A 25,623-nucleotide genomic window follows, 5' to 3' on the forward strand; every position below is an offset into this window, starting at 1 on the left:
TATGGATTATAGTGAGAGAACCAAATATAATTTTGAAGATGATTTGTTGGGAGAGCAGGCCGTAAATAAGTTTTTGGTTGATTTTCTCTATGAAAAATTCAAAGAAAAAGGATATATTATCGATTTTGAGGTCTCTAGAGAGTTAAATAAGCAGCATGCAGGAAGTGATACTGTTCTTATTCTTAAGAGTGGAAAGAAAATTGTTGTAGATGAAAAGGCCGCTATCCATTATGCAAAAACTAATTTAAAGGAAAAAGCTATGCCTACATTCGCCTTTGAAGTGTCTTATATGTATAATGGGCAATTAAAAGAGGGTTGGCTGACTAATCCAAAATATAATGAAACACAGCGATATTTATTATGTTGGTTATGGGTACAGGCTGGGACCAATAAAAGCCGCTTAAAGTATCACGACATTGTACAAATAGAAGCTATGTTTTTTGAAAAGACCGACATTCAAGAATACATTATAAATATAGTCACTGCTGATACAGATATCGTAAAGTTTCATACTGTAGCTTCTAATAAGAGAGTAAGTTTAGAAGAAAAAATCTTGCAAAAAGCACTTGATAAAATTGATGAACCTGTAGGGAAAGAGACATATCCTAAGTGGTATTTAACTGGTAGGAATATATTATCTGAGCAACCTTTAAATATAATACTTTATAGGAATCAATTAGAAGATTTAGCTACATCGCATTGGTTGGTAACGAGAAAAGAACTTATAAATTTAAATAAGAAATAGAAATTTGATCTTGATCTCTTCTCTAGAATCTGATATAATATGTTCAAAGTATTTTATTGATAAGGGGTTATGATGAAGATATTTTCTATGTTTGATGGTGTAGGTGGGTTTATAGTAGGCCTTGAGAACTCAAGTAAAGAGGTCTTTCAAACACTATATTCTAATCAGTATGAACCATCGAGAAAGATACAAGATGCTTACGAAGTAGGTTTATATAAATTCCCTAATATGGAACATATCGGGACCGATGTTGCACTCATTCCAAATGAGAAGTTTGAAGAGATGAAGCAAAATGGCATTGATATGATTGTAGGTGGATTCCCGTGCCAAGATTATTCTGTAGCGAGAAGTAAAAAGAATGAACTCGGTATTGAAGGTAAAAAAGGGGTCCTTTTTTGGGAGATAATTCGTGCTACCGAGGTTATTAAACCAAAATATTTAGTTCTCGAAAATGTAGATAGACTACTAAAGGCTCCATCTAGTCAACGAGGAAGAGATTTTGCGGTTATGTTAGCTGCGTTTAATGAACTAGGTTATTCTGTTGAATGGCGTGTTATTAATGCTGCTGATTATGGACGTGCGCAACGACGTCGACGTGTTTTCTTCTTTGTATTTAGAAATGACACAAAATGGGGTGAACGCTTACATACAACATATGAAGCAAAATTCTCTAAAGATACAAATATAGAAGAACGATTAGCACAGTATCAAAACTATATTTTTAAGGATGGTTTGTTTGGTCGTCAGTTTCCAGTAGAAGGAACAGCGGTAAAAAAACGTGTACATGCGAATCAGTTAGTAGGTGATATTGCCGAGGTTTCCGAAACTTTCAATGATGGTAAATTTTGGAATTCTGGATTGATGACTAATGGATATTACTATACTATTGAAACCAATCCAATTGTTGAGCCACCGATTACAATGGGGAAAATCGTAGTTCCAGAAGAAATAGTCGATGCTAAGTATTATATTACTGGAGATAAACTTGAAAAGTTCAAATATCTCCGGGGGCCTAAAAAGTTAACACGCACCTCAGCAGATGGTCATGAGTATACCTATGCAGAGGGGGGGATGAGTGAATATGATTCCTTAGATTTGCCAGGTCGGACAATGCTTACATCGGAAGGTAGTGTCAATCGCTCAACCCATCTATTAAAAATTGATGGGAAATATCGTTTGATTACACCAATTGAAGCAGAGCGTTTACAAGATTTTCCGGATGATTGGACAAAATTCAAACTCAATGCAAAGGGTGAGGTTGAAGAAGTATCAGATCGGATGAGAATGTTCTTTATGGGTAATGCTTTGGTAACAGGTATCGTAAAGCGCATTGGCGATGAGTTACAAAAAATAGATAAGATATAATATTAAAGAGGCTTTTATAGCCTCTTTTTTGTATAATAACCGTTGCAGATTGTATTCTATACTTCCCTCGTATATAATGGTATTAACAGATTTGTATTTTTCGATATAATCACATGAAAGGAGTCATTATGTCTAATTTCATTACTCCTAACGAATTATTACCTATCATGGATGAGGTTATCATCCTCGATGCAAGAGGGTTTCAAGATTATAAACGAGGTCATATTAAAGGCGCTTTTCCCGTCGATATAGATAAGGATTTGACCGGCCCTATCGGTGAACATGGGGGACGTCATCCGTTGCCGGATATGGAGCAATTGGCGAAAACTTTCGAGACATTTGGTATTAATGAAAATTCTAAGGTCGTTGTCTATGATTCTTGGATTTTTTTGGCTGGTCGCCTTTGGTGGACCTTGCGCTACATGGGCCTTAAAGATGTACGCGTTCTATCTGGCGGTATTGAAAGATGGGTGAAAGAAGGTCATTTGTTGACTAAGGATCCTACGCCTTTGCCTACGGAGCCGACGACGTTCAATTATACTCTACAAAGCGAAATGACCATGAGTCGTAATGAGGTATTGGAGGCGAGTAAGTCCGGTTCTCATGTTATCGTCGATGCCCGCGCACCAGAACGTTATGATGGTTCAGTGGTCGATGTTATGGATGGCATGACAGGACATATTCCGGGGGCTGTTAACCATTTTTATGAAAGTGGCTATACTTCGGAAGGGCCTCGGTCTATTAAGGACTTAGAAAATGAGTTCTACAATGAAATCTATCAACAAAAACCTGTTGTTACCTATTGTGGATCTGGTGTTACCGCATGTAATGCTCTACTTGTTATGAGTGAAGCGGGACTTAACTCTGCTTTGTATGTAGGTAGTTCTAGTGATTGGGTAACCTATGATGAATTCCCAATTCAAACGGGGGTTGAAACATTATGAGAATGTTAAATCATATTTTATCGGTCGTTGCATTTGCTTATTTGTGCTATCATTTGTATACCTATGGCCCTGGTCTATTCAATGTAACGGTTATGATTATCTTTTTGTTATCCGTTGTGGCGAATTACTTTAGATATCGTAAGGAAAACGAAATGAAAGCCAATGAAGCATCGCGACAAGCACGCGCTCAAGCTAAGCATGATCGAAAACATAAACATGCTCGTGAAAGCTAACTTTCACAAATAATATTGTATATAAATGCCTTATAAGGAGTATCAATGAAATTAATATCCTGGAATGTAAATGGATTGCGTGCAGCCGTAACAAAAGGCTTTATCGATTCCTTTAACGAATTAGATGCAGATATTTTCTGCTTGCAAGAAACAAAATTACAACCCCATCAAATTGAATTAGAATTACCAGGTTATGAACAATTTTGGAATAGCGCAGTGAAAAAAGGCTATAGTGGAACCGCTGTATTTACACGTATTAAACCGATTGCGGTGACAAATGGTATCGGCATTGAAGAACATGACCAAGAAGGCCGTGTCATTACTGCTGAATACGATAATTTCTATCTCGTTTGCTGCTACACGCCGAATAGTCAACGTGAATTGGCGCGTTTAGATTATCGTATGACTTGGGAAGATGCGTTCCGTGCATACCTATTAGAATTGGATAAGAAGAAACCGGTTATTCTCTGTGGCGACCTCAATGTGGCTCACAATGAAATCGATTTGAAAAACCCTAAAACAAATCGTAAGAACGCTGGCTTCTCCGATGAAGAACGAGCTAAGATGACAGAATTGTTAGAATCTGGTTTTACCGATACATTCCGTTATTTGTATCCTGATGCGGTTGATGAATATAGCTGGTGGTCTTACATGGGCAAGGCTCGCGATAGAAACGTGGGATGGAGAATTGACTACTTTATTACATCTAAACGCTTGGATGACAAAATTAAAGAGGCCAAAATCCATCAACAAATCTTTGGTAGTGATCACTGTCCAGTGGAACTCGATATTGAATTATAATATGTGATATGGTGAAAGCTTGGCTTCATATATCGATATTAACGTATAAAGCCTCATCTACGGATGAGGCTTTCATAAGGAGGAACGATGGCACAAAAGCAAAAAGCCGTTGTATTATTTAGCGGCGGCGTAGATAGCACAACATGTTTGGCAATCGCTATTGAGCGATTTGGCAAAGAGAATGTGGTGCCCTTATCCATACAATACGGCCAAAAACATAGCAAGGAATTAGAGGCTGCAGCCAACGTATTATCATACTACGGCATAGAAGGCAAAACGATGGATGTAACAAAACTGTTTGCATTCAGTAATTCATCCCTATTGAAGCAGTCCACAGAGGACGTCCCTACTGGTTCCTACAAGGAACAACAAGATGAACATGGGGAAGGACCCGTTAGCACCTATGTACCATTTAGAAACGGCCTGTTCCTATCCGCTGCGGCATCCTTAGCCTTATCCCTCGATTGTGGCTATATCTATTATGGCGCTCATGCCGATGATGCAGCTGGCAATGCATACCCAGACTGCACAGAAACATTTTACACATCTATGGGTAATGCCATCTTTGAAGGCTCCGGCCAAGAATGCTCCCTTGAAGCACCATTCATCAATTGCAACAAAGCCGACGTAGTCCGCGAAGGCCTTCGCCTAGGCGTGCCATACCAACTTACCTGGTCCTGCTACGAAGGCGGCGACCACCCATGCGGCCATTGCGGCACCTGCATCGACCGCCAAGAAGCCTTCCGCGCAAACGGTGTAGAAGACCCGTCATATTAGTTGAGCGCCGTTTGGCGGGCGGATGTTAGGTTAGCGTAAAGAATGCAATTGAGCATAAACCGTTATGCTAAAGAATTGACTACTTCTACAGAGCGACTTTAGTAGGTCAAGGCCCTCGGCCGAAGACCGTTAAGCTAGCTGGAGCGGGTGCGAAAGCAATCAATTCTATCACCGCAATAATACCTAGCCGTAACAAATGATTTATGTTATGATAAATATCGAGCCAAACGGCGAACAACTACATAAGACAGTTTGCAACCATCCTGTCTCTAAACAAAACTACGGAAAACATAAGCACATTCGAGCATGGTAGTTTTGCCATGCTCTTTTTTATTGAAAAGGAGGTGAGTGCATGATTTCTACACGAAAATTAACGATTTCTGCTATGGTAGTAGCATTGTATATTGTCCTTATTTATCTAACCCAAGGAATTTCCTTCGGTGCGTACCAAATTCGTATAGCTACATCTTTATATGCACTTGCTTATGCCTTTCCGTTCTTAATCGTTCCTATGGGCATAGGTAACCTCATTTCTAATTTCTTGTTCGGTGGCCTTGGCATCCTTGATATGGTAGGGGGCTTTGGTGTTGGTATTTTGACGACTGGTATCATCGTATTGATGCGCCGTGCTGGACTTAGCGCGTGGTGGGCGATGCTGCCAATCATCTTAGTACCTGCATTATGCGTACCATTGTGGCTTAGCCCACTCGTAGGTGTTCCGTACTGGGCATTGGTGATCAATTTATTGATTGGTCAAACAATCCCAGGCATCGTAGGTGCTACATTGGTGAAAGCTCTCGCATCTCGCCGTACAGTAGCCACTTTGATGAACGCCATTAAATAATTACATAACATATAACATAAAAGGACTGACTTTCACAATGGAAAGCCAGTCCTTTTACTATATGAAATTGTTGGAGAATAATCTTAGCAATTGTAGCCACGAAGTGTTGTTTCGATGACAAGTCGTTCGAGGGCTACCATGTATGCAGCTAGGCGAGGGGCTACATTGTATTTTTGTTGCATTTGCCATACTGCTTCAAAGCTGTTTTGCATATTTCTAGTGAGGCGTTCATTTACCTCTTCGAGGGACCAGTAGAAGCCAGCTTTGTTTTGTACCCATTCATAGTAGGATACAACTACACCGCCACCATTAGCAAGTACGTCAGGAATAATATCGATGCCTTTTTCAAAGAAGTATGTATCCGCATCATTTGTAGTTGGACCATTAGCACCTTCTAAGATAATCTTAGCACGTACATTTTCCATGTTGTCCTTGTTAAGTTGATTTTCAAGGGCTGCCAGATAGAGAATATCCACATCTTGGGCTAACAATTCTTGGCCGGTAATGGTAGTCATGCCTGGCTCGGTGTAACCAACCAAGGAACGACCATGAGAATTAGCATATTCATAAGCTTTTTCAACATCGAGGCCATTTGGATTGTATAGATTAACAGCTACGTCGCCGATAGCTACAACCTTAGCACCCGCTTCTGCAATGAGGCGAGCACCAACGGACCCTACATTACCAAAGCCTTGAACGGCTACAGTCATGTTTTTAATATCTAAGCCTTTTTTAGCTAAATAGCATTGCAATGCGATGAGGCAACCGCGGCCGGTAGCTTCATTACGGCCTAGGGAGCCGCCTACTTCGATAGGTTTACCTGTAACGATACCTGGGCTCCATTCGCCTTTTAATGTGCTGTATTCGTCAACAATCCAGCTCATGATTTGTGCATTTGTATTTACATCTGGAGCAGGAACGTCGGTATTAACACCGATGATAGGTGCAATGCGACGTACAAAGTTACGGGTTAACCGTTCTAATTCGCGAGGGTTCAATGTTTTAGGATCAACCTTGATGCCCCCTTTACCACCACCATAAGGGATATTAGCGATAGCATTTTTTATAGTCATCCAAGCCGCTAATGCACGCACTTCGTTTTCATCAGAATCTGGGTGAAAACGAAGACCGCCCTTGGCACTGCCACGCAATGTGGAGTGTTGGCAACGATAGCCTTCATATACGCGGACTTCGCCATTATCTAGTTGGAGTGGAACGGATACCTTTAGTTCCCGTTCTGGATGGCGCAGTACTTCATAATCATTTCTTGTGTAGCCAAGCTTTTCGGCCGCTACATCAAGTGTGTTTAACATGTTTTCATAGGGATTATAGTTTTGCATATAAAAGTCCTCCTGATAATTCAGAATCAATGGATTGTTTAAATATCTTGCTATTTATTGTATTCGACATGGACGAATGAATACCCTACATACAATGTTAACTATATTCTATAGTTGAATATGATTGTAAATAGTTAGAGCTTTCACAAAAAATAGGGTCCTTATTCCAAAGAATAAAGACCCTAAGAATCGGTATATATTATTTTTCGATTGTATCTTCTACAGGTGTAGCAGGTACAGAGGAATCTGTAGTTTGACCTTCACCCCACCATACAATACCAAATGTATGATTAAGAACGGAACGGTTAAATACAGGCGTATCGATACCAGCTTTACGTTGTTTGATGTAATCATCAAGCGCAAGACCTGCGGTACGTCCCATGCGAACGATGGAGCTAATGTTTGTTAACACTAAGAATGCCATGAATAAGTCGGCTAAGTTCCATACAAGATCAAGGGATGCGATAGAGCCGATGAATGTCATTAGGACTACGCCGATACGGAATAAATGGAGACAATATTTTTTGTCTGTTAAGTGGCTGATGTTGATTTCACCATAATAGTAGTTACCGATAAGGGAACTAAAGGAGAACATTACGATGAATACAGCAACAGCAGTAGGTGCCCAGGAACCGAGCTCTTGAGCTAGATTGTATTGAACAAGTGCTACACCAGTAAGACCTGTTGTGCTATAGTCGCCAACCATGAGAACGATAAACGCGGATGCTGTACAGATAATGAATGTATCAAGGAATACACCGAATGCTTGAACAAGGCCTTGTTCTACAGGGTGATTAACAGCGGCTGTTGCAGCTGCGTTTGGTACAGAACCTTCACCGGCTTCGTTGGAGAATAGACCACGTTTAATACCATTCATTACAGTAGCACCTAATAGACCACCACCGGCTGCAGATGGTTCAAATGCAGATGTAACGATTGTATAGATTACATGAGGAAATTGGCTGATATTGGAGATGACTACGAATAAGGCAGTCACAATGTAAAGAACAGCCATGATTGGAACGATGATTTCAGATGCTTTGGCAACGCGGTTGATACCACCAAAGATGATAAGACCAACAAGTACGGCTACAACAACACCAGTATAGGCTACATCAAAGTTGAAAATTTGAAGGGATGCAGCCAATGTGTTGGCTTGTACAGAGTTGTAAATCCAACCATAGGTAATGCTGATTAAAATAGCGAATAAAACGGCTAGGAATTTGTTGTTAAGACCATAGCGGATATAGTAGGCAGGACCACCGTAGAAACCGCCTTTGGCAACAGGTTCCTTGTAAATTTGAGCGAGTGTACTTTCAATAAAGCCAGTAGCAGCACCGATAAGGGCGATAACCCACATCCAGAACACGGCACCAGGACCGCCAAGTACAACGGCGATAGCGATACCAGCGATGTTACCAACACCTACGCGAGATGCGGTACTAACGCAGAATGCTTGGAATGAGGATACATGGTTCTTTTCTGTTTTTGAACCAGCGCCAGAAGCGACAAGGCGAACCATTTCCTTAAACATGCGAATTTGGACGGCACCAGTGGTCATCGTAAAGAAGAGACCAGCACCGATGAGAATAAAGATGATCAAGTAGTTCCACAGGTAGGTATTGACCGTGGAGACTGCATCATTGAGTAGAGCTTCCATAAAACTCACCTTTCTTTAATAACACTATAAAATTTGTATCTATTGTACCAAAAAATGAAACATTCTTCTATAGAATATAACAAACACGCATACATAAATACAATTTATATCTATGTATGCGTGTAGTATGCAGTCATCTAGGAGTTTCTAGTATTATATATCCTCTGTATTAAAGGACTTGGCATCCTCCATGCCTTGTAATAAGGTTTGTTCAGAATGTTCCATGTGGATACGCGCTAGTTTACGAGCTTGTACCGCGTTATGGGATGCGATGGCTTCGACCAAGAGGCGATGCTCTTCCCACGTTTTGCGTAACCGGCCTGGTTGGTTCATGGAAAAGCTGCGGAATCGGTATGTTTGTTCCCGCAAGTTGTGGACGATGTCTGCTAAGCGTTCATTACGGGAAGCCTTGTAGAGGACCTCATGAAATGCTACGTCTGCGGCTACTACACTATCCATATCTTTGTTTTCCATGTGATCGCCGATTTCCACGAGCATGCGCTCTAGCGTTTCTATTTCATCGCTTGTAATGCGCTCTGCTGCAAGGCCAGCGGCTAATTCTTCAAGGGCGGAACGGATTTCGAATACTTGGGTAATATCTTTTAACGAAATATTTGCCACATAGGTACCGCGACGTGGAACCATTACGACGAATCCCTCAAGTTCGAGTTTGCGAATAGCTTCGCGGATAGGGGTTCTGCTCACACCGAGTTCTTCGGCGAGGGGGATTTCCATGAGGCGTTCACCCGGTTTAAGGGTGCCGTCCTGAATGGCTGAGCGTAATGTTTCACTCACTACTTCGCTTAATGGTTTATAGGCATCTAGACGTATAGGTTGCAATCGTTTTGTCATTGTACCTCCTCCTGTGTGCAGGTTTTTGTAATTAGTGAAAGCCAGTTATGACCAGCTTTTTTGATCTCTTCTTGTAAGGACAATGCTTGAGCCGGCTTTTCTAACAACACAACCATGGTAGGGCCACTGCCGGTCATGATGGTTGGATAGTCACGGCTCGTAAAGAACTCTTTACACGTAATCAGTTCTTCGTGATCAGGGAATAATAATTCTTCAAATGTATTAGCACTATTTGTGAAAGCCCCATACATATCATTTTGTTCTAAATGGTGTAATACATTAGTAATTGTATCTGATGTGGCGTTGGACTGGCCGTTATAACGACCGTAGGCTACTGCAGTGGATACAGAAATTTCAGGTTTTACCAATAATAGCCAATGAGGTTCAGGTGATGGATGATAGACGAGTTCTTCGCCGCGACCTGTACCACGAGCCGTGCCACCTTTTAATAAGAATGGTACATCGGAGCCGAGTTTAGCACCTAATGTCATCAACTCATCCATGGTGAGGCGCAAATCCCAAAACTTATTGAGGCCTAGTAGCATCGCTGCTGCATCTGCGCTGCCACCGCCAAGACCTGCCGCCGCGGGTACGCGTTTCATGAGGTGAATAGCGGCACCTGCCTTACATCCTGTATACTTTTGTACTTCGCGCAATGCTTTTAATGCTAAATTGCGTTCATCATAGGGGATGAGATCTTGAATGTATTGTGGTAACTCTGGTGCTACACCGGAGAATACAACGGAGTGATGTTTGGCAAAGTAGATGGAGTCCGCCAAACGAATAGACTGGAATATACTGTCGATATTGTGATATCCGTCATCGCGTTTACCAGTAATAGCAAGGCCGATATTGATTTTACTATGACCTAATTGTTCGATACTTTTTGACATAAAATCCTCGATGCGACATATGATTTGTACAAATTTCTATACCATTCGTACATGAGATTAAAAATGATTGAAAATAAACATTAAGTAGTTTATGATGAAACTGTATATGTATGTAAATATATAGTGATAATGCTATATATTCAATTAATTAATTATAGAATATTTATAGTGAAATGGCAATTTAGGGAGGCCTATATGTGGTCTAAATATAAAGATGATGTATACCAATGTATAATCGTTGCCATAGGCTGTGCTATTTTTGGCGTTGGCATCGATGCGTTTGTGTTACCGCACAAATTGGTGAGCACAGGAATTAGTGGTGTTGGTCTTATACTCTATTACATCACAGGACTTTCCGTTGGTACATGGAATGTGATTTTAAACATTCCTATATTTTGGGCGGCTTGGCATTGGCTAGGCAAGCGCGTGGTGGTCAATACCTTGTATGGTACCGTCATGTTGTCCTGGATGGTAGATGCCTTTGATTTCTTGCAATACAATATGGTCATTTCTGATCCATTATTGAGTTCTATGATGGCTGGTGTTACAACGGGGGTAGGCCTCGGTATGGTATATCGTGTTGGCGGTAATACGGGTGGACTTGATCCGATAGCATTGATTGTCCGAAAATACTATGGACTTCAAATGGGATCCATTAATAGTGTCATCAATGCTGTTATCTTAGCAGCTGCTGTATTTGTGGTTGGCTTAGAGGCTGTAGCGGTTACACTCGTATCATTGTATGTATATACGATTATCACCAATAAGGTCGTCATTGGTTTTAATCAACGAAAGGTAGCTTTCATCATTACCTATCGAACCTATGAGGTCTGTGATGCGGTCATTAGTAAGGTTGGCCGTGGTGCGACGATTATCAATGGTATCGGTGCTTATACTAGAACGCCGAAACAGATTGTAATGGTAGCGGTTAATTTGCTGCAAGTCAATAAATTAAAAGAAGTTATAGAAGAAGTGGATAATGAGGCTTTCATTCTCATCACAGATGCACAAGAGGTTATCGGCAAAGGATTCACTACACCTGTTGTGCCGACGTCGATAGAAAATCTCGTCAAAGAATGTAAGGATAATGCTCATTATGTAGAACACAAAGATTAGAATAAGGAGGCTAGCATGGCTCATGCATTAGCAGGAAAACCTGTTCAAGAACAAGATATTATAGATGTACAGACCATTGTAGATGCGTACTTTGATAATGTTCCAGATATGACAAATCCTACACAATTGGTTTCATTCGGTACATCTGGCCATCGTGGTACCTCCGTAGATGGTACATTTACAGACCTTCATGTGGCGGCTATTACACAAGCCATTTGTGATGGTCGTAAACAATTTGGTGCTACTGGTCCTATATTCGTAGGCCAAGATACGCATGCATTATCTCAGCCCGCACTTGTGACCGTGCTTGAGGTATTAGCTGGTAATGGCGTTACAGCTATGGTAGATTGTGATATGGCTTTCGTTCCAACACCTTCTGTATCACGCGCTATTATTCGATACAATGAAGAACATGACGATAAGGCGGACGGTATCATTATTACACCGTCTCACAACCCGCCTGATAATGGAGGCATTAAATATAATACGATTATCGGTGGTCCTGCTGATACGGTGGTGACAAAATGGATTGAGATGCGTGCCAACGAGTATTTGACTGCCTATTGTGAAAGTGAGGACTTTAAGCGCATTAGCATAGATAATATTGAACCTACTGCACAAGTGCCATATGACTATAAAGGCTTATATGTGGAAGAATTAGGCGATGTTATTAATATGGAGGCCATTAAAGCGGCCGGTCCAAAGGTATTGGTGGACACATTAGGTGGTAGCGGTGCCAGCTATTGGAATGCTATCAAGGAACGATATGGTCTTGATTTAACTATCATTCATGATGATTATGATCCGACCTTTAGTTTTATGACCTATGACCATGATGGCAAAGTTCGTATGGACTGTTCTTCCACTTATGTGATGGCTTCGGTTATTAATCGAATCGGGGATTTTGATTTAGCAGTTGGTAATGATCCTGATTATGATCGCTATGGCATTGTCGTGTCCAGTGGGCTTATATCGGCTAATACATTTTTAACATTAGCAGCTCGCTATTTATTTACCACGCGGGGATGGAAAAATAAGGGTGTTGGTAAGACTGTTGTATGCACTACGATGATTGATAAATGGGCTGCTGATGCTGAAACTCCTGTGTTTGAAGTACCTGTGGGCTTTAAATATTTTTCACAGCTTTTATTTGATGGAGCCATTGGCATAGGTGGTGAAGAAAGTGCGGGCGCTTCCTTCTTGAAAAAGGATGGCACTGTTTGGACTACCGATAAAGATGGTATGATTATGGCTTTGTTAAGTATGGAAATCATGGCCGTTATGGGAAAATCTGCACTAAAAATGGCTGACGAATTTGTTGAGGAGTTTGGAAATCCAAGTTTTGGCCGTATTGATGCACCATGCAAAAAAGAGCAAAAACAAATCCTAAAACAAATGAGTGCTGAATTAATTACTGCCACTACTGTTGATGGTGATCCCATCATGAATATTCGTACCACATCATTGTATAATGATATGCCAATCGATGGTGTACGCGTAGAAACTGATAAAGGGTGGTTCGTAGCTAGACCATCTGGTACAGAAGATTTATACAAAATTTATGGTGAAAGTTACAAAGGCGATTTAGGTCTTGTGGCACTACTCACTGCAGGTGAGGAAATTGTCAATGCTGCATTAAATGGCACCATAGAGACTGAATGAGCATTCTCATAAAGTTTTCACGCTCTTAATATGATATATGTGATATAATATATTAATATAGTTTATAGAATGAATGAATTTTCATGTACATAGTTTGTAGTGAGTCAGAAAAGGTGATTGTATGAAATTAGTAGTTACCGTAGTTGGTGTCGACCGTGTAGGTATCATTGCTGGTGTCAGCAGTATTTTGGCAGACCATAAAGTAAATATCTTATCTATTAATCAGACGATTCTAGATGGTTTGTTTAATATGATTATGATGTGTGAAACCGAAACTAACGACGTAAAAGATTTAACATCTATTCAAGATGCTTTATCCGAACTAGGTAATACATTAGGCGTAGAAATTCGTGCGCAACATGCTGATATTTTCCTTAGTATGCACCGCGTAGGATAGGGAGGCGCACATGTTATCTATTGACAATATTCTTGAAACGAATCAGATGATTCATGATAACAAGCTCGATGTGCGTACCATTACAATGGGCATTAGCTTGTTAGAATGTGCATCTAGCTCTGGTAAAGAACTCTGCAATCGCATTTATGACCGTATTACAAAAGAAGCTGAACATTTGGTTAAAACCGGTGAGGACATTGAGCGTGAATTTGGTGTGCCTATCATCAATAAACGTATTTCTGTAACACCGATTTCCTTAGTGGCTGGTGGCAGTGATTTAAGATCTTATGTACCAATTGCAGAAGCGCTTGACCGCGCAGCCAAAACTGTGGGTGTTAATTTTATCGGTGGTTTTTCTGCACTCGTTACAAAAGGTGAGACTAAAGCTGACCGTATTCTTATCGATTCTATTCCTGAAGCGTTAGCCACAACAGACATCGTTTGTAGTTCTGTTGGTGTTGGTTCCACTAAAACAGGTATCAACATGGATGCAGTTCGTGATATGGGTATTATCGTTAAAAAGACGGCTGACCTTACTAAAGATAATGATGCACTTGGTTGTGCTAAGCTCGTTATTTTCTGTAATCCTGTAGAAGATAATCCATTTATGGCAGGTGCTTTCTTCGGTGTAACCGAAGGTGATAGCGCTATTTCCGTAGGTGTATCTGGCCCAGGTGTTGTAAAACATGCTCTTGAAGCAGTGCGTGGTGAACCATTTGACGTTGTGGCCGAAACTATTAAACGTACGGCGTTCAAAATTACACGTGTTGGTCAATTGGTAGCACAAGAGGCATCTCGTCGCCTTGGTAAACCATTTGGTATCATCGACTTGTCCTTGGCACCAACGCCTGCAGTAGGTGACTCCGTAGCTCATGTACTTGAAGAAATGGGCTTATCTTCTTGTGGTTGTCATGGCACTACAGCAGCATTAGCATTGTTAAACGATGCGGTGAAAAAAGGTGGTCTTATGGCATCCTCTCACGTAGGCGGTTTAAGTGGTGCTTTCATTCCGGTTTCTGAAGATGCAGGCATGATTGATGCTGTATCTTGCGGTAGTCTATCCCTTGATAAATTAGAAGCTATGACTTGTGTATGTTCCGTAGGTCTCGATATGATTGCTATTCCTGGCGACACAACAGCAGATACAATTTCTGCTATCATCGCCGACGAATCTGCTATCGGCATGATTAATAATAAAACAACAGCAGTCCGCGTTATCCCAGTTCCTGGTAAAACAGTTGGTGAAGTTGTTGAATTTGGCGGCCTTCTTGGCTATGCTCCAATTATTGAAGTAAGTCCATACAGCGCAGCTGAGTTTATTGCTCGTGGCGGTCGTATTCCAGCACCTATTCGCAGCTTAACAAACTAAGTTGAAACCTCGAATCTGTTGAATTCGAGTTGTTGGAGGTGTACTTATGAGTGAGTATGTGCCTGATTATGTGTGGGCCTTTGTGTTGGCTCTCGTCATAACCTTTGCACTAACCCCCTTGGTTAAGCGATTTGCTGTTGCCGTAGGGGCCATTGATAAACCTGATGCTCGTAAAGTGCATCATGGTGCTATTCCCCGTCTTGGTGGATTGGCTATTTTCCTTGGTTATATGGGATCTGTGTTATTTAACAATAGTATTCCTCATGACCATAAATTATTCGGGTTCGTATTGGGTACTGTAATTTTAGTCCTTGTTGGTATTTGGGACGATATCCGACAAATTGAACCGAAGACGAAATTGATGGGGCAAATTATTGCTGCCGCCATTCTTGTGGCCTATGATATTCGCGTAGATTTTATCAATCTTCCTTGGGGTGGTGTAGTTTATTTAAAGTATTGGGCCATTCCGTTGACCATATTCTGGATTGTAGGATTTACAAATATTGTCAATCTAATCGATGGGCTTGATGGCTTGGCAGCAGGGATTTCCTTTATCGCTTGTATTGCCGTATGTGCGATGACATTACAATTAGGTCAAATTGATTTAGCTTGTATCGCATTGGCTCTTGCAGGTGCGACGGTAGGTTTCTTGCGGTACAATTTTAATCCCGCCAAGATATTCATGGGGGATACCGGTTCGATGCTCCTCGGCTATACCTTAGCAGCTATATCTGTTATGGGGGCCGTGAAAACGGCAGCTACCATTGCTTTAGTTGTTCCAGCTATCGTTCTTGGTTTACCTATATTAGATACATTGTTTGCTATCGTACGTCGTAAGATTAGTGGACGACCTATCTTTAAACCAGATAAAGGTCATGTACACCATCGTTTATTGGCACAAGGCTTATCTCAAAAACAAGCAGTATTGATGATGTATGCCGTTACTGCTCTCTTCGGTGGTGTTTCGGTTATCGTTGCAGAGGTTAATGCTTGGATTGGTTGCGTACTAGTCTTAGCCATTTTCCTATGTAGTATCTATGTGGCTCGTCGCTTGGGTGTTATTACACATAGTGATGCGGCGGGACATCCCTTACCTCGCCCTACAATTGAACGTAGCAATTTAGATGAAACTATTTCGTTTGATCGCAAAGAATTGGCAAAAGCATTAGAGCATGCAGATGATGACTCTAAAAAAGAGTAACCAATGTAGGGGCGCAATGCGCCCCTTTTTTATTAGACTCTGTGGAGGATGAGTAAATGTTGAAAGTAATGACTATCTTTGGTACAAGACCAGAGGCAATCAAAATGGCTCCGCTAGTAAAAGCCTTAGAAGCGGCACCAGATATGGAGCCAATTGTAACTGTAACAGCACAACATAGAGATATGCTCGACCAAGTGTTGCGCCTGTTTGACATTACGCCTGATTATGATTTGAATATCATGAGCCAAGGTCAAACGTTGTACGATGTGACAAATCGTGCATTGATGGGATTAAAATCCGTTTTAGAAGAAGCAAAACCTGATGTAGTACTCGTTCATGGTGATACGACAACAACCTTTGCAGGTGCGTTGGCATCCTTTTACCAAGAAATCCCAGTAGGTCATGTGGAGGCAGGCCTTCGTACAGGCGATATTTACTCTCCATTTCCAGAAGAGATGAACCGCAAATTAACAGGTTCCTTGGCAACATATCATTTTGCACCTACCGCTAGTTCTGAAGCGAATTTAAAACGAGAAAATATTAATACTGATCACCTTTATGTTACTGGTAATACTGTAATTGATGCACTAGATACAACTGTAAAAGATAATTATGTCTTTGATGATGCGGCTATTAATGCACTCGATCCCAATAAGCGTACAGTTCTTGTTACCACACATCGTCGTGAAAACCTTGGTGAACCTATGCGCCATGTGTATCAATCCATTCGTGATTTATTGAAAGATTTTGACGATATTCAAGTGGTATTCCCAGTGCATAAAAACCCTAAGGTTCGTCAAGTGGTTCAAGAGGAATTAGGCGAGGTGGATCGCGTAACGCTCATCGATCCTCTAGATTATGAACCGTTTGCAAACTTGATGGCTAAGTCTTACTTAATTCTTACAGATTCTGGTGGGATTCAAGAAGAGGCTCCTGCTCTTGGTAAACCAGTTCTCGTATTGCGCGATACTACTGAACGACCAGAGGCTGTAGATGCTGGTACAGTTCGCCTTGTAGGTACTGATAAAGAGGCGGTATATGAAGCTGCTTATGAGCTATTACACAGTGAAGCAGCCTATAAGACAATGTCAAATTCCGTTAACCCTTATGGTGATGGCAAAGCATCTGAACGTATTTTACAAGCGTTGCGTCACGAGTTCTTAGGCGATGCTAATCGTCCTAATCGATTTGGTAAATAATATGGACAAGGATATGGTGAAAGCTCTGGCGATGGCAACATCGGCAGGGCTGACCCTGCTATTTTGTATCGGTGGATTTATCTGGATTGGATATAAACTGGATACATGGATGGATACTATGCCACTATGCATGGTTATTTTAGGCTTAGTCGGTGCCGTTACAGGCTTTTATATGTTATATAAACAGGTTAAATAGTGAGGTGTTTATGAATCAATATATTAAATTCATACGTCATGTGCTATGGGCCTGTTTTTTTGTTACCTTTTTAGGCCTACTCATCCAATACGTTGTGGGCTGGAACCAGTATATGCTCGGTTGGTTATGGGGCATGTTGACTATGATGTTCTATTTAGTGCTGTTAGGTTTACACAGTAAAGGCTTGGCTTATGGAAGTCCACATCAGGCAGTTGCTAAGGCGCGGCGTCAAATGATGTGGCGCTTGGCATTGATTGGTGCATTTGTAGTTATAGGCTTACAAATGCCAAGTGTAAAAGTTGAGAGTTTATTCATTGCAATTGTACTTATACAGCCTGTATTGTATATCGTATTTTGGCGATTGAGTAAGTAAAAAATTTTATTGCATTGGTAGATAAGGTTAAAGCGCATGAAATAAGGACTGAACATACTTCTAGTATGATTTTTAAATGCATAAAATGCATTTTTGATATGTAAAACGCGAATTGTTTACTCCGGAAGTGTTGATTATATACCTATAAAGAGGTATGATAATACATAGATATATATTATATGGATATATATAAAATTTATATTGCTACGTGAGAAAGGGGTTGAGTCTGTGGAACTGCATGCAGGTCACCATCAAGTAGTACAGTGGCTAGGATTATCGTTTAATATCGATACATTAATTGCCACCTGGATTACGATGGCGATCGTCATCATCATTTCCGTGCTTGCTACGCGAAATCGAGCTTTAGTGCCTTCGGGTGTACAAAATGTAGTGGAAACTATATTGGAAGCATTGGAAGGTCAACTATCGCCAACGCTTGGCAAATACTGGCCGATGGTGAGTTCATTGTTATTCACATTCTTCTTATTTATCTTTGTTGGTAATGAACTTGGTTTGTTGCCAACGCTACATGCTGTTACATCGCCTACGGCGGATATTAATACAACAGCAGCACTCGCATTGTGCAGTAGCTTTATAGTTTGGGGAATGGGGATTAAAATTAAGGGCTTATCTTATTTTAATCATTTCTTACAGCCTTATAAGGCTATGCTAGTTCTAAACATATTTGAAGAAATAGCAAAACCTATCACATTAGCTTTCCGTCTATTTGGTAATATTGTAGCTGGCGAAATTTTATTGGAAATCCTTTATAATTTGCCTTGGTTCGTACCTGTACCATGGGTTTGGATTGCTTTTAGTTTATTTATTGGTATCATTCAAGCTTTTATTTTTACAGTTCTAACAGCCAACTATTTAGGTATGGCATTAAGTGAAGAACACTAATTTTAATGGAGGATTTATTATGGAAGTTCAAGGTTTATTCGCATTAGCTGCGGCAATCGCAGTAGGTTGTGGTGCTATCGCGGCAGGTATTGGTGACGGCATGGTAGCTAGTAAAGTTATTGAAGGTATTACACGTCAACCTGAATTGCGCGGTCAATTAACGTCCACAATGTTCGTAGCTATCGGCTTAATCGAAGCTATGCCTATCATCGGCGTAGTAGTTGCTTTCATTTTATTGTTAAGATAATAGCGAGGAGGAACGACCTTGGTAGATTTAACACTAGGGACAATTCTTGCTCAAATGCTAAACTTTTTTATATTAGTTTGGATTTTAGCCCGTTTTGCATATAAACCATTGGTTTCTATGATGCAAGAGCGTAAAGAACGCATTGCTAAGGACTTAGCAGATGCTCAAGCTGCTCGTAATGAAGCGGAACAATTCAAAGCTGATTATGCTGCGCAAATAGCGAATGCACGTCAAGAGGCTCAACAAATCGTTGAAAAGGCAGTGCAACAAGCAGAAGCGACTACGCGTGAACAATTGGCAGCGGCTCGTGAACAAATTGAACGTGAAAAAGAACGAGCTCGTCAAGATATCGTAAACGAACGTGATCGTGCTATGAATAATTTGCGTAACGAAGTTATTTCCTTATCTGTTGCAATGGCGACTAAGGTTGTGGCAAAAGATATGGACAGCGAAACTAATACAAAATTAATTGAAGACGCTATTGCGAAACTTGATAGTAAAACGATAGGGTTGTGATATTATGAGCACAGAAATTGTAGCAGATAAATACAGTTCAGCTATGTTAGAGCTAGCTCAAGAACAAGGTAATTTAGTGACTACAGAAGAAAATCTTTTATATGTGGCCTCTGTTCTTAATGAACAACCAGAATTGGTAGGGTTTATTAATAATCCTATTGTGGAAGCAGATGCAAAGATTTCTCTACTTGGAAAGGTCTTTGGCACTGCTGTAGAAAAGACAGTACTTCATTTCATGTATGTCATGGTTAAACGTGGCAGATATCGTTATTTGCAAGATACAATTAGAGCTTTCATAAAAAAATCTCGCGAAGCACGAGGTATTTTAGAAGCAATTGTAACTGTAGCAGAACCATTAACTGATACATTGCGTGATGATGTACAAGCTAAATTACAAGCGATGACCGGCAAGGATGTCATTGTATCGGTGCGTCAAGACCCTAGAATCATGGGTGGTATTATCATTCAAATCGGTGATAAACGCATTGATGGATCGATTGCACGTCGCTTAGACGAATTGAAAAAAACGTTAGTACGAACTGACTCTATTAGATTGGGGTGAATGGGTATATATGAAAATGAAGCCTGAAGAAATCACTGCTATAATCAAACAGCAGATTCAGGACTATGATGTTGACCTTAATGTCGATGACGTGGGTACTGTCCTCGACGTAGGGGATGGCATCGCCCATATTTATGGTCTTGAAAGAGCCATGGCCGGTGAATTGTTAGAATTACCACACGGCGTATATGGCCTGGTTTTGAACTTAGAATTAGACAATGTTGGTGCCGTACTACTTGGTGACGACTTCTTGATTAAAGAAGGCGATGAAGTACGCCGTACCGGCAAAATCATGGACGTACCAGTAGGGGATGCCCTTATTGGTCGCGTAGTTAATCCGTTGGGGCAACCTATCGATGGCAAGGGTGCTATTCAAGCGACAGAACGTCGTCCTGTAGAACATCCAGCACCTGGTATTGCGGATCGTCAATCTGTAAACGAACCTTTGCAAACAGGTTTGAAGGCTATCGATGCGATGGTACCAATTGGTCGTGGTCAACGTGAGCTTATCATTGGTGACCGTGGTACAGGTAAAACTGCAATTGCTCTTGATACAATCATCAACCAAAAGGGTAAAGATGTAATTTGTATCTATGTAGCGATTGGTCAAAAAGAATCTACCGTAGCTCGTGTAGTACAAAAATTAGAAGAAACAGGCGCATTGGATTACACAATCGTCGTTTCTGCGAGTGCTTCCACAGGCGCTCCACTTCAATACATTGCTCCATATGCAGGTGTTGCAATGGGCGAATACTTTATGTACAAAGGAAAACATGTACTCTGCGTATATGATGATTTAACAAAACAAGCGGCTGCATATCGCGCTATGTCTCTATTATTACGTCGTCCACCAGGGCGTGAAGCGTATCCAGGGGACGTATTCTACTTACATAGCCGTCTATTGGAACGTGCTGCTAAACTTTCACCAGAACTTGGTGGCGGCTCTATTACAGCGTTGCCAATCATTGAAACGCAAGCTGGTGACGTATCTGCTTATATCCCAACAAACGTAATTTCCATTACTGATGGTCAAATTTTCTTGGGCACAGATATGTTCTACTCCGGTATTCGTCCTGCTGTTGACGTAGGTTTGTCCGTATCTCGTGTAGGTGGTAGTGCGCAAACTAAAGCGATGAAACAAGTAGCTGGTCAATTGCGTTTGGACCTTGCACAATATCGTGAATTAGCAGCATTTGCTCAGTTCGGTTCTGATCTTGATGCAGCCACAAAAGCACAATTAGACCGTGGTGAACGATTGACTGAAATGTTGAAACAAGGTCAATATGAGCCAATGAGTGTAGCTGAAATGGTTATTAACCTATATGCTGGTACTAAGGGATACTTAGCTAGCATTCAAGTAGCTGATGTATTGGCATTTGAAGCGGAATTATTACGTTTTATTCGTGCAAATTATCCTGAAATTATCAGCAATATTGAAAGCACAAATAAACTTGATGAAGCAACAGAAAACTTGTTAAAACAAGCTATTCCAGAATGTGTAGAAGCCTTTGGTGCTACACATACATTAGTTTCCCGTAAGGAGGCGTAATGTATGGCTAGTGCACAAGATTTGCGAAAGCGTATAAAGAGTGTTACTAATACGCAACAAATAACAAAAGCGATGAAGATGGTAGCTTCTGCTCGTCTTCGTAGGGCTCAAGCAAAAGCTGATGCAACGCGGCCATACGCAGAAAAAATAGGGCAAATCTTGCGTCATATCTCCACTAGTGATTTACGAGATTATGTAAGTCCTCTACTTGAAAGTAGACCTGTAAAACGGACTTGTTATATCGTTATCGGTGCTGACAAGGGCCTTGCAGGCGCCTATTCGTCTAACGTATTAAAATTGGCAATAGAACAAATCGGTCAAAAAACACCTGATGAATATTGCCTCATTACAGCTGGGCGAAAACCAAAGGATAGTTTAAAATCTCGTCACTATCATATTGATCAATCGTACAGTGGTTTTTCCGATAAACCAAGTTACGAACATGCGCGACATATTATGGATCATGCACTTTCATTATATGAACGTCATGAAGTTGACGAAGTTATCATGATTTATACGCGTTTTGTAAATTCTATGACGCAAATTGCACAGGCAGAGTGCATTCTACCGTTAGAGCAACCAGATGATGAAGTAAAGGGCGAAGAGTATGAATTTATGCCGGACCCTGCAGCAGTTCTGGATGCATTATTACCAAAATATTTAGAAATTACCGTATATAATGGATTATTACAAGCGGCGGCAAGTGAATTAGGTGCTCGTATGACAGCTATGACATCTGCTACTGATAATGCTGGGGATCTCATCAGTTCCTTAGGGCTTGAATATAATAAATTACGTCAATCCAGTATTACGAATGAAATTTCTGAAATTGTTGGCGGTGCCAATGCCTTGCAATAGATAAGGAGAGACCTCTTAATGAGTAATAATATTGGGAAAGTGGTGCAGGTCATCGGCCCAGTTGTAGACGTGCGTTTTGAAGCTGGTCATTTACCAGCTATCTATAACGCCATTCACATCTACCATGACCATAAAGCGCACGATAGACAAAAAATTGTAGTAGAAGTTATGCAACACTTAGGGGACGATATGGTTCGCTGCGTTGCTATGAGTTCTACTGATGGTATGACCCGTGGTATGGAAGCAGAAGACACTGGTGCTGCAATCTCCGTACCAGTTGGTGAAGGCGTATTGGGTCGTATCTTTAATGTGTTGGGTGAAACCGTAGACCATGATCCAGCTCCTGTAGTAGCAGATGAAATGTGGCCTATCCATCGTCCAGCACCTAAATTTGATGACCTTTCACCAGATACACAAATTCTTGAAACGGGTATCAAAGTCGTAGACTTGATCGCACCATACGTAAAAGGTGGTAAAATCGGTTTGTTCGGCGGTGCCGGCGTAGGGAAAACTGTATTGATTATGGAATTGATTCACAATGTTGCCACAGAACATGGTGGCTATTCCGTATTCTCTGGCGTAGGTGAACGTACCCGTGAAGGTAATGACCTTTGGAACGAAATGAAGGAATCCGGCGTTATTAATAAAACAGCCTTGGTATATGGACAAATGAATGAGCCACCAGGGGCTCGTATGCGCGTTGGTTTGACAGGTCTTACAATGGCTGAATATTTCCGTGATGTGAAGAAACAAGACGTGCTCTTGTTTATCGATAACATCTTCCGTTTTATTCAAGCTGGTTCCGAAGTATCTGCTCTTTTAGGTCGTATGCCATCTGCTGTAGGTTATCAACCTACATTGGCAAATGACGTAGGTGCCTTACAAGAACGTATTACATCTACAAAAGAAGGTTCCATTACGTCTGTACAAGCCGTATACGTACCTGCCGATGACTTGACTGACCCTGCACCAGCAGCTACATTTGCTCACTTGGATGCAACAACAGTATTGTCTCGTTCCATCGCGGAACTTGGTATTTATCCTGCCGTAGATCCACTTGATTCTACAAGCCGTATTTTGGACCCTCATATACTTGGGGATGAACATTATAACGTGGCTCGTGGCGTTCAAGAAGTGTTGCAAAAATATCGCGATTTACAAGATATCATCGCAATTCTAGGTATGGAAGAATTATCTGATGAAGATAAGTTAACTGTATCTCGAGCTCGTAAAATCCAACGTTTCTTGAGTCAACCATTCTTCGTAGCAGAAGTATTTACCGGTTCTCCTGGTAAATATGTACCATTACAAGAAACATTGCGTGGCTTTAAAGAAATCCTTGATGGTAAACATGATGATTTACCAGAAGGCGCATTCTATATGGTTGGTACCATTGATGAAGCCGTTGCAAAAGCAAAGGAAATGCAAGAGAAGGGGGAATAATCCATGGCGGAACCTATGACCCTAACGATAATAACACCTGATGCGATTGTATATGATGGTAAGGCTGACTTTTTCGTAGGGCATGCTATCGATGGCGAATTTGGTGTATTGCCTAATCATGCACCTATGATTATTGCCCTAGATATAGCCCCTTTACGTGTCGATAATCCTGATGGACAACAGCATACATTTGCTGTTTTCGGGGGCTTTGTTGAAATTGAACACAACAAGGTGAGCATTGTAACACCTAATTGTGAAAGCCCAGAAACCATCGATATCGATCGCGCGAAACGAGCAAAAGAACGCGCTGAAGGCCGTTTGTCTAACCCTACACCTGATATAGATGTAGAGCGTGCTGAACTCGCCTTAGCTCGGGCATTACTTCGTTTAAAGGTAACACAACGCATATAGTAGTTATACATTGATATAGCCTTGGTAAATAAGGAGTACTCTTGTAGTACTCCTTATTTGCTTGTATACGCAAAAAGGGTGTCACCCATGTGGGCGACACCCTTTTGCTGTTGCATTATTTTGAATTATAATACACTAACACCTTTTAGAGAGTAAGCTGTATTTTTTGGTTGTTCTACTTGAAATTCATAGTCTGGAACAACTGGCATTTCTGCATTAATACCAGGAGCTTGATAACGATCTCGATCCGTTGGAACACGTTTATATGGTAATTGTTCAAGTAAGTCTTTAATAACTTTATTCCATATGGATTTATGTGTTGGCATAGTCAAGGTATCATCGATTTGGTTAAAACCACTACGGATGGTGTGAACGATACCTTCATTAGTATCGTAGAAATAAATCATAGCAGATACTTTAGCTTGAATGTGAATGTCGTCGCTATCATCATGATAGTATTGGCTGAGATAGGACGTTGGTAATTGTACATATATGTCTTGCATTGGCACAGGCATAATGACAATTTCGGAATGTTGTGATGCTGCCACTTCGGCTAAATCAACGGCTGTGATTTGTGCTAATGGTGTGTTGGTGCTTACTACGGTTGTATCATAGTATGGATAGCGCAAGACATTTGCCACTGAATCGGATAAATATTTACCAAAGGCAGCCGTATTTTCATTACGCAATGTTGTTGGTACTACAAGTGTTACCTTGCGAGATGGGAAATTGTCTAAATGGCCATCGTAGTTAGCCTTTCCCACTGTAGATGGTGTATTTGACGTGGTCGAAGTAATTTGAATCGGCGACGTTTTGATAGTGCCAGGATCAGGGATGATCTTTACTGGCGCAATAGGAATAGAACGGGCTTTTGTAGTTTGAGCATCTACATTTGCTGCATTAGCGATTGTAAAAGTTGAAACAAATGCTAAGGCGAGACAAAAACTGATACGCATGGTTGCTTCTCTAAAGTTCATATTCGACTCTCCTTGATATAAATATAATCAAAACTATATCTTACAGTATACCATAGTTGCAATAAAAAAGAAGCAAGCGTCAGCTTGCTTCTTACTGTGGTGGACGATGACAGGATCGAACTGCCGACATCCTGCTTGTAAGGCAGGCGCTCTCCCAGCTGAGCGATGCGATCTTGTTCCGCTTTAATAG

At 41.0% G+C, this 25,623-nt stretch carries 28 protein-coding genes; 23 read left to right on the forward strand and 5 right to left on the reverse strand.

What is annotated here, in order from left to right; genetic code table 11:
- Position 1 precedes the first annotated feature (1 nt).
- From HMPREF1504_RS05455 to HMPREF1504_RS05485, 7 genes are all read left to right on the forward strand, one after another.
- The gene (locus HMPREF1504_RS05455) at positions 2-745 is read left to right on the forward strand and encodes a hypothetical protein (RefSeq protein WP_038124104.1); all 744 of its coding nucleotides are present in this window, start codon (positions 2-4) and stop codon (positions 743-745) included.
- Positions 746-814: 69 nt separating this feature from the next.
- On the forward strand, positions 815-2,110 hold the full coding sequence (gene dcm / locus HMPREF1504_RS05460; RefSeq protein WP_232203324.1) for a DNA (cytosine-5-)-methyltransferase: 1,296 nt from the start codon (positions 815-817) through the stop codon (positions 2,108-2,110).
- A gap of 128 nt (positions 2,111-2,238) precedes the next feature.
- Positions 2,239-3,054: a sulfurtransferase gene (locus HMPREF1504_RS05465; protein WP_038124110.1), complete on the forward strand. Its 816-nt coding sequence runs from the start codon at positions 2,239-2,241 to the stop codon at positions 3,052-3,054.
- Positions 3,051-3,287: a hypothetical protein gene (locus HMPREF1504_RS05470; protein ID WP_005377052.1), complete on the forward strand. Its 237-nt coding sequence runs from the start codon at positions 3,051-3,053 to the stop codon at positions 3,285-3,287. Before HMPREF1504_RS05465 ends, HMPREF1504_RS05470 begins: the two co-directional genes overlap by 4 nt.
- A gap of 45 nt (positions 3,288-3,332) precedes the next feature.
- Positions 3,333-4,088 (forward strand): exodeoxyribonuclease III, encoded by a 756-nt coding sequence (locus HMPREF1504_RS05475; RefSeq protein ID WP_005377116.1) that lies wholly within the window; start codon positions 3,333-3,335, stop codon positions 4,086-4,088.
- 87 nt (positions 4,089-4,175) lie between these two features.
- Positions 4,176-4,865 carry a 7-cyano-7-deazaguanine synthase QueC gene (queC, locus tag HMPREF1504_RS05480; protein WP_038124114.1) on the forward strand — a complete coding sequence of 230 codons (690 nt, stop codon included), beginning with the start codon at positions 4,176-4,178 and terminating at the stop codon, positions 4,863-4,865.
- Positions 4,866-5,217: 352 nt separating this feature from the next.
- Positions 5,218-5,709: a QueT transporter family protein gene (locus HMPREF1504_RS05485; RefSeq protein ID WP_038124118.1), complete on the forward strand. Its 492-nt coding sequence runs from the start codon at positions 5,218-5,220 to the stop codon at positions 5,707-5,709.
- 83 nt (positions 5,710-5,792) lie between these two features.
- Here the strand turns inward: HMPREF1504_RS05485 and HMPREF1504_RS05490 are convergent, their stop codons facing one another.
- From HMPREF1504_RS05490 to ispE, 4 genes are all read right to left on the reverse strand, one after another.
- The gene (locus HMPREF1504_RS05490) at positions 5,793-7,049 is read right to left on the reverse strand and encodes a Glu/Leu/Phe/Val dehydrogenase (protein ID WP_005381581.1); all 1,257 of its coding nucleotides are present in this window, start codon (positions 7,047-7,049) and stop codon (positions 5,793-5,795) included.
- A gap of 199 nt (positions 7,050-7,248) precedes the next feature.
- On the reverse strand, positions 7,249-8,709 hold the full coding sequence (locus HMPREF1504_RS05495) for a sodium:alanine symporter family protein (protein ID WP_038124120.1): 1,461 nt from the start codon (positions 8,707-8,709) through the stop codon (positions 7,249-7,251).
- Positions 8,710-8,862: 153 nt separating this feature from the next.
- Entirely contained in the window at positions 8,863-9,561 is a 699-nt protein-coding gene (locus tag HMPREF1504_RS05500) for a GntR family transcriptional regulator (protein WP_005376998.1), read from the reverse strand.
- Positions 9,558-10,454, reverse strand: a complete 897-nt coding sequence (gene ispE / locus HMPREF1504_RS05505; RefSeq protein ID WP_005381580.1) for a 4-(cytidine 5'-diphospho)-2-C-methyl-D-erythritol kinase — start codon at positions 10,452-10,454, stop codon at positions 9,558-9,560. The genes HMPREF1504_RS05500 and ispE overlap by 4 nt, the downstream gene beginning before the upstream one ends.
- A 195-nt stretch (positions 10,455-10,649) precedes the next feature.
- Here ispE and HMPREF1504_RS05510 point away from each other — a divergent pair, with 195 nt between their 5' ends.
- The 16 genes from HMPREF1504_RS05510 (at position 10,650) to atpC (ending at position 24,456) form a co-directional block, all read left to right on the forward strand.
- Positions 10,650-11,570: a YitT family protein gene (locus HMPREF1504_RS05510; protein WP_005381583.1), complete on the forward strand. Its 921-nt coding sequence runs from the start codon at positions 10,650-10,652 to the stop codon at positions 11,568-11,570.
- Positions 11,571-11,585: 15 nt separating this feature from the next.
- Positions 11,586-13,232, forward strand: coding sequence for a phosphoglucomutase (locus HMPREF1504_RS05515; protein WP_038124123.1), 1,647 nt, complete (start codon positions 11,586-11,588; stop codon positions 13,230-13,232).
- Positions 13,233-13,353: 121 nt separating this feature from the next.
- A complete protein-coding gene (locus tag HMPREF1504_RS05520; protein WP_005377141.1) occupies positions 13,354-13,629 on the forward strand; it encodes an ACT domain-containing protein in 276 nt (91 codons plus the stop codon).
- 10 nt (positions 13,630-13,639) lie between these two features.
- The gene (locus HMPREF1504_RS05525; RefSeq protein WP_016476478.1) at positions 13,640-14,998 is read left to right on the forward strand and encodes a PFL family protein; all 1,359 of its coding nucleotides are present in this window, start codon (positions 13,640-13,642) and stop codon (positions 14,996-14,998) included.
- Positions 14,999-15,044: 46 nt separating this feature from the next.
- Positions 15,045-16,199, forward strand: coding sequence for a glycosyltransferase family 4 protein (locus HMPREF1504_RS05530; RefSeq protein ID WP_038124126.1), 1,155 nt, complete (start codon positions 15,045-15,047; stop codon positions 16,197-16,199).
- Positions 16,200-16,255: 56 nt separating this feature from the next.
- On the forward strand, positions 16,256-17,398 hold the full coding sequence (gene wecB / locus HMPREF1504_RS05535) for a non-hydrolyzing UDP-N-acetylglucosamine 2-epimerase (protein WP_038124129.1): 1,143 nt from the start codon (positions 16,256-16,258) through the stop codon (positions 17,396-17,398).
- A 1-nt stretch (position 17,399) separates the two neighbouring features.
- Positions 17,400-17,594: an AtpZ/AtpI family protein gene (locus HMPREF1504_RS05540; RefSeq protein ID WP_005381587.1), complete on the forward strand. Its 195-nt coding sequence runs from the start codon at positions 17,400-17,402 to the stop codon at positions 17,592-17,594.
- A gap of 10 nt (positions 17,595-17,604) precedes the next feature.
- Positions 17,605-17,967 (forward strand): hypothetical protein, encoded by a 363-nt coding sequence (locus HMPREF1504_RS05545; RefSeq protein WP_038124133.1) that lies wholly within the window; start codon positions 17,605-17,607, stop codon positions 17,965-17,967.
- 228 nt (positions 17,968-18,195) lie between these two features.
- Positions 18,196-18,870, forward strand: coding sequence for a F0F1 ATP synthase subunit A (gene atpB / locus HMPREF1504_RS05550; RefSeq protein ID WP_038124136.1), 675 nt, complete (start codon positions 18,196-18,198; stop codon positions 18,868-18,870).
- Positions 18,871-18,889: 19 nt separating this feature from the next.
- Positions 18,890-19,117 carry a F0F1 ATP synthase subunit C gene (gene atpE, locus HMPREF1504_RS05555; protein WP_005381575.1) on the forward strand — a complete coding sequence of 76 codons (228 nt, stop codon included), beginning with the start codon at positions 18,890-18,892 and terminating at the stop codon, positions 19,115-19,117.
- An 18-nt stretch (positions 19,118-19,135) separates the two neighbouring features.
- On the forward strand, positions 19,136-19,633 hold the full coding sequence (gene atpF / locus HMPREF1504_RS05560) for a F0F1 ATP synthase subunit B (RefSeq protein ID WP_005381595.1): 498 nt from the start codon (positions 19,136-19,138) through the stop codon (positions 19,631-19,633).
- A gap of 4 nt (positions 19,634-19,637) precedes the next feature.
- Positions 19,638-20,195 carry an ATP synthase F1 subunit delta gene (atpH, locus tag HMPREF1504_RS05565; protein ID WP_005377000.1) on the forward strand — a complete coding sequence of 186 codons (558 nt, stop codon included), beginning with the start codon at positions 19,638-19,640 and terminating at the stop codon, positions 20,193-20,195.
- Between the two features lie 10 nt (positions 20,196-20,205).
- On the forward strand, positions 20,206-21,744 hold the full coding sequence (atpA, locus tag HMPREF1504_RS05570; protein ID WP_005377173.1) for a F0F1 ATP synthase subunit alpha: 1,539 nt from the start codon (positions 20,206-20,208) through the stop codon (positions 21,742-21,744).
- Positions 21,745-21,747: 3 nt separating this feature from the next.
- Complete coding sequence (gene atpG, locus HMPREF1504_RS05575; protein ID WP_005383954.1) at positions 21,748-22,602, forward strand: ATP synthase F1 subunit gamma; 855 nt, start codon at positions 21,748-21,750, stop codon at positions 22,600-22,602.
- Between the two features lie 18 nt (positions 22,603-22,620).
- A complete protein-coding gene (gene atpD / locus HMPREF1504_RS05580) occupies positions 22,621-24,045 on the forward strand; it encodes a F0F1 ATP synthase subunit beta (protein ID WP_038124139.1) in 1,425 nt (474 codons plus the stop codon).
- A gap of 3 nt (positions 24,046-24,048) precedes the next feature.
- Positions 24,049-24,456 carry an ATP synthase F1 subunit epsilon gene (gene atpC / locus HMPREF1504_RS05585; RefSeq protein WP_005377150.1) on the forward strand — a complete coding sequence of 136 codons (408 nt, stop codon included), beginning with the start codon at positions 24,049-24,051 and terminating at the stop codon, positions 24,454-24,456.
- Positions 24,457-24,581: 125 nt separating this feature from the next.
- On the opposite strand, the gene HMPREF1504_RS05590 is transcribed toward atpC, so the two are convergent.
- Complete coding sequence (locus tag HMPREF1504_RS05590; protein ID WP_005377182.1) at positions 24,582-25,433, reverse strand: hypothetical protein; 852 nt, start codon at positions 25,431-25,433, stop codon at positions 24,582-24,584.
- Positions 25,434-25,623 lie beyond the last annotated feature (190 nt).

It is taken from the genome of Veillonella sp. ICM51a (assembly GCF_000524355.1).
Lineage (GTDB): Bacteria > Bacillota > Negativicutes > Veillonellales > Veillonellaceae > Veillonella > Veillonella atypica.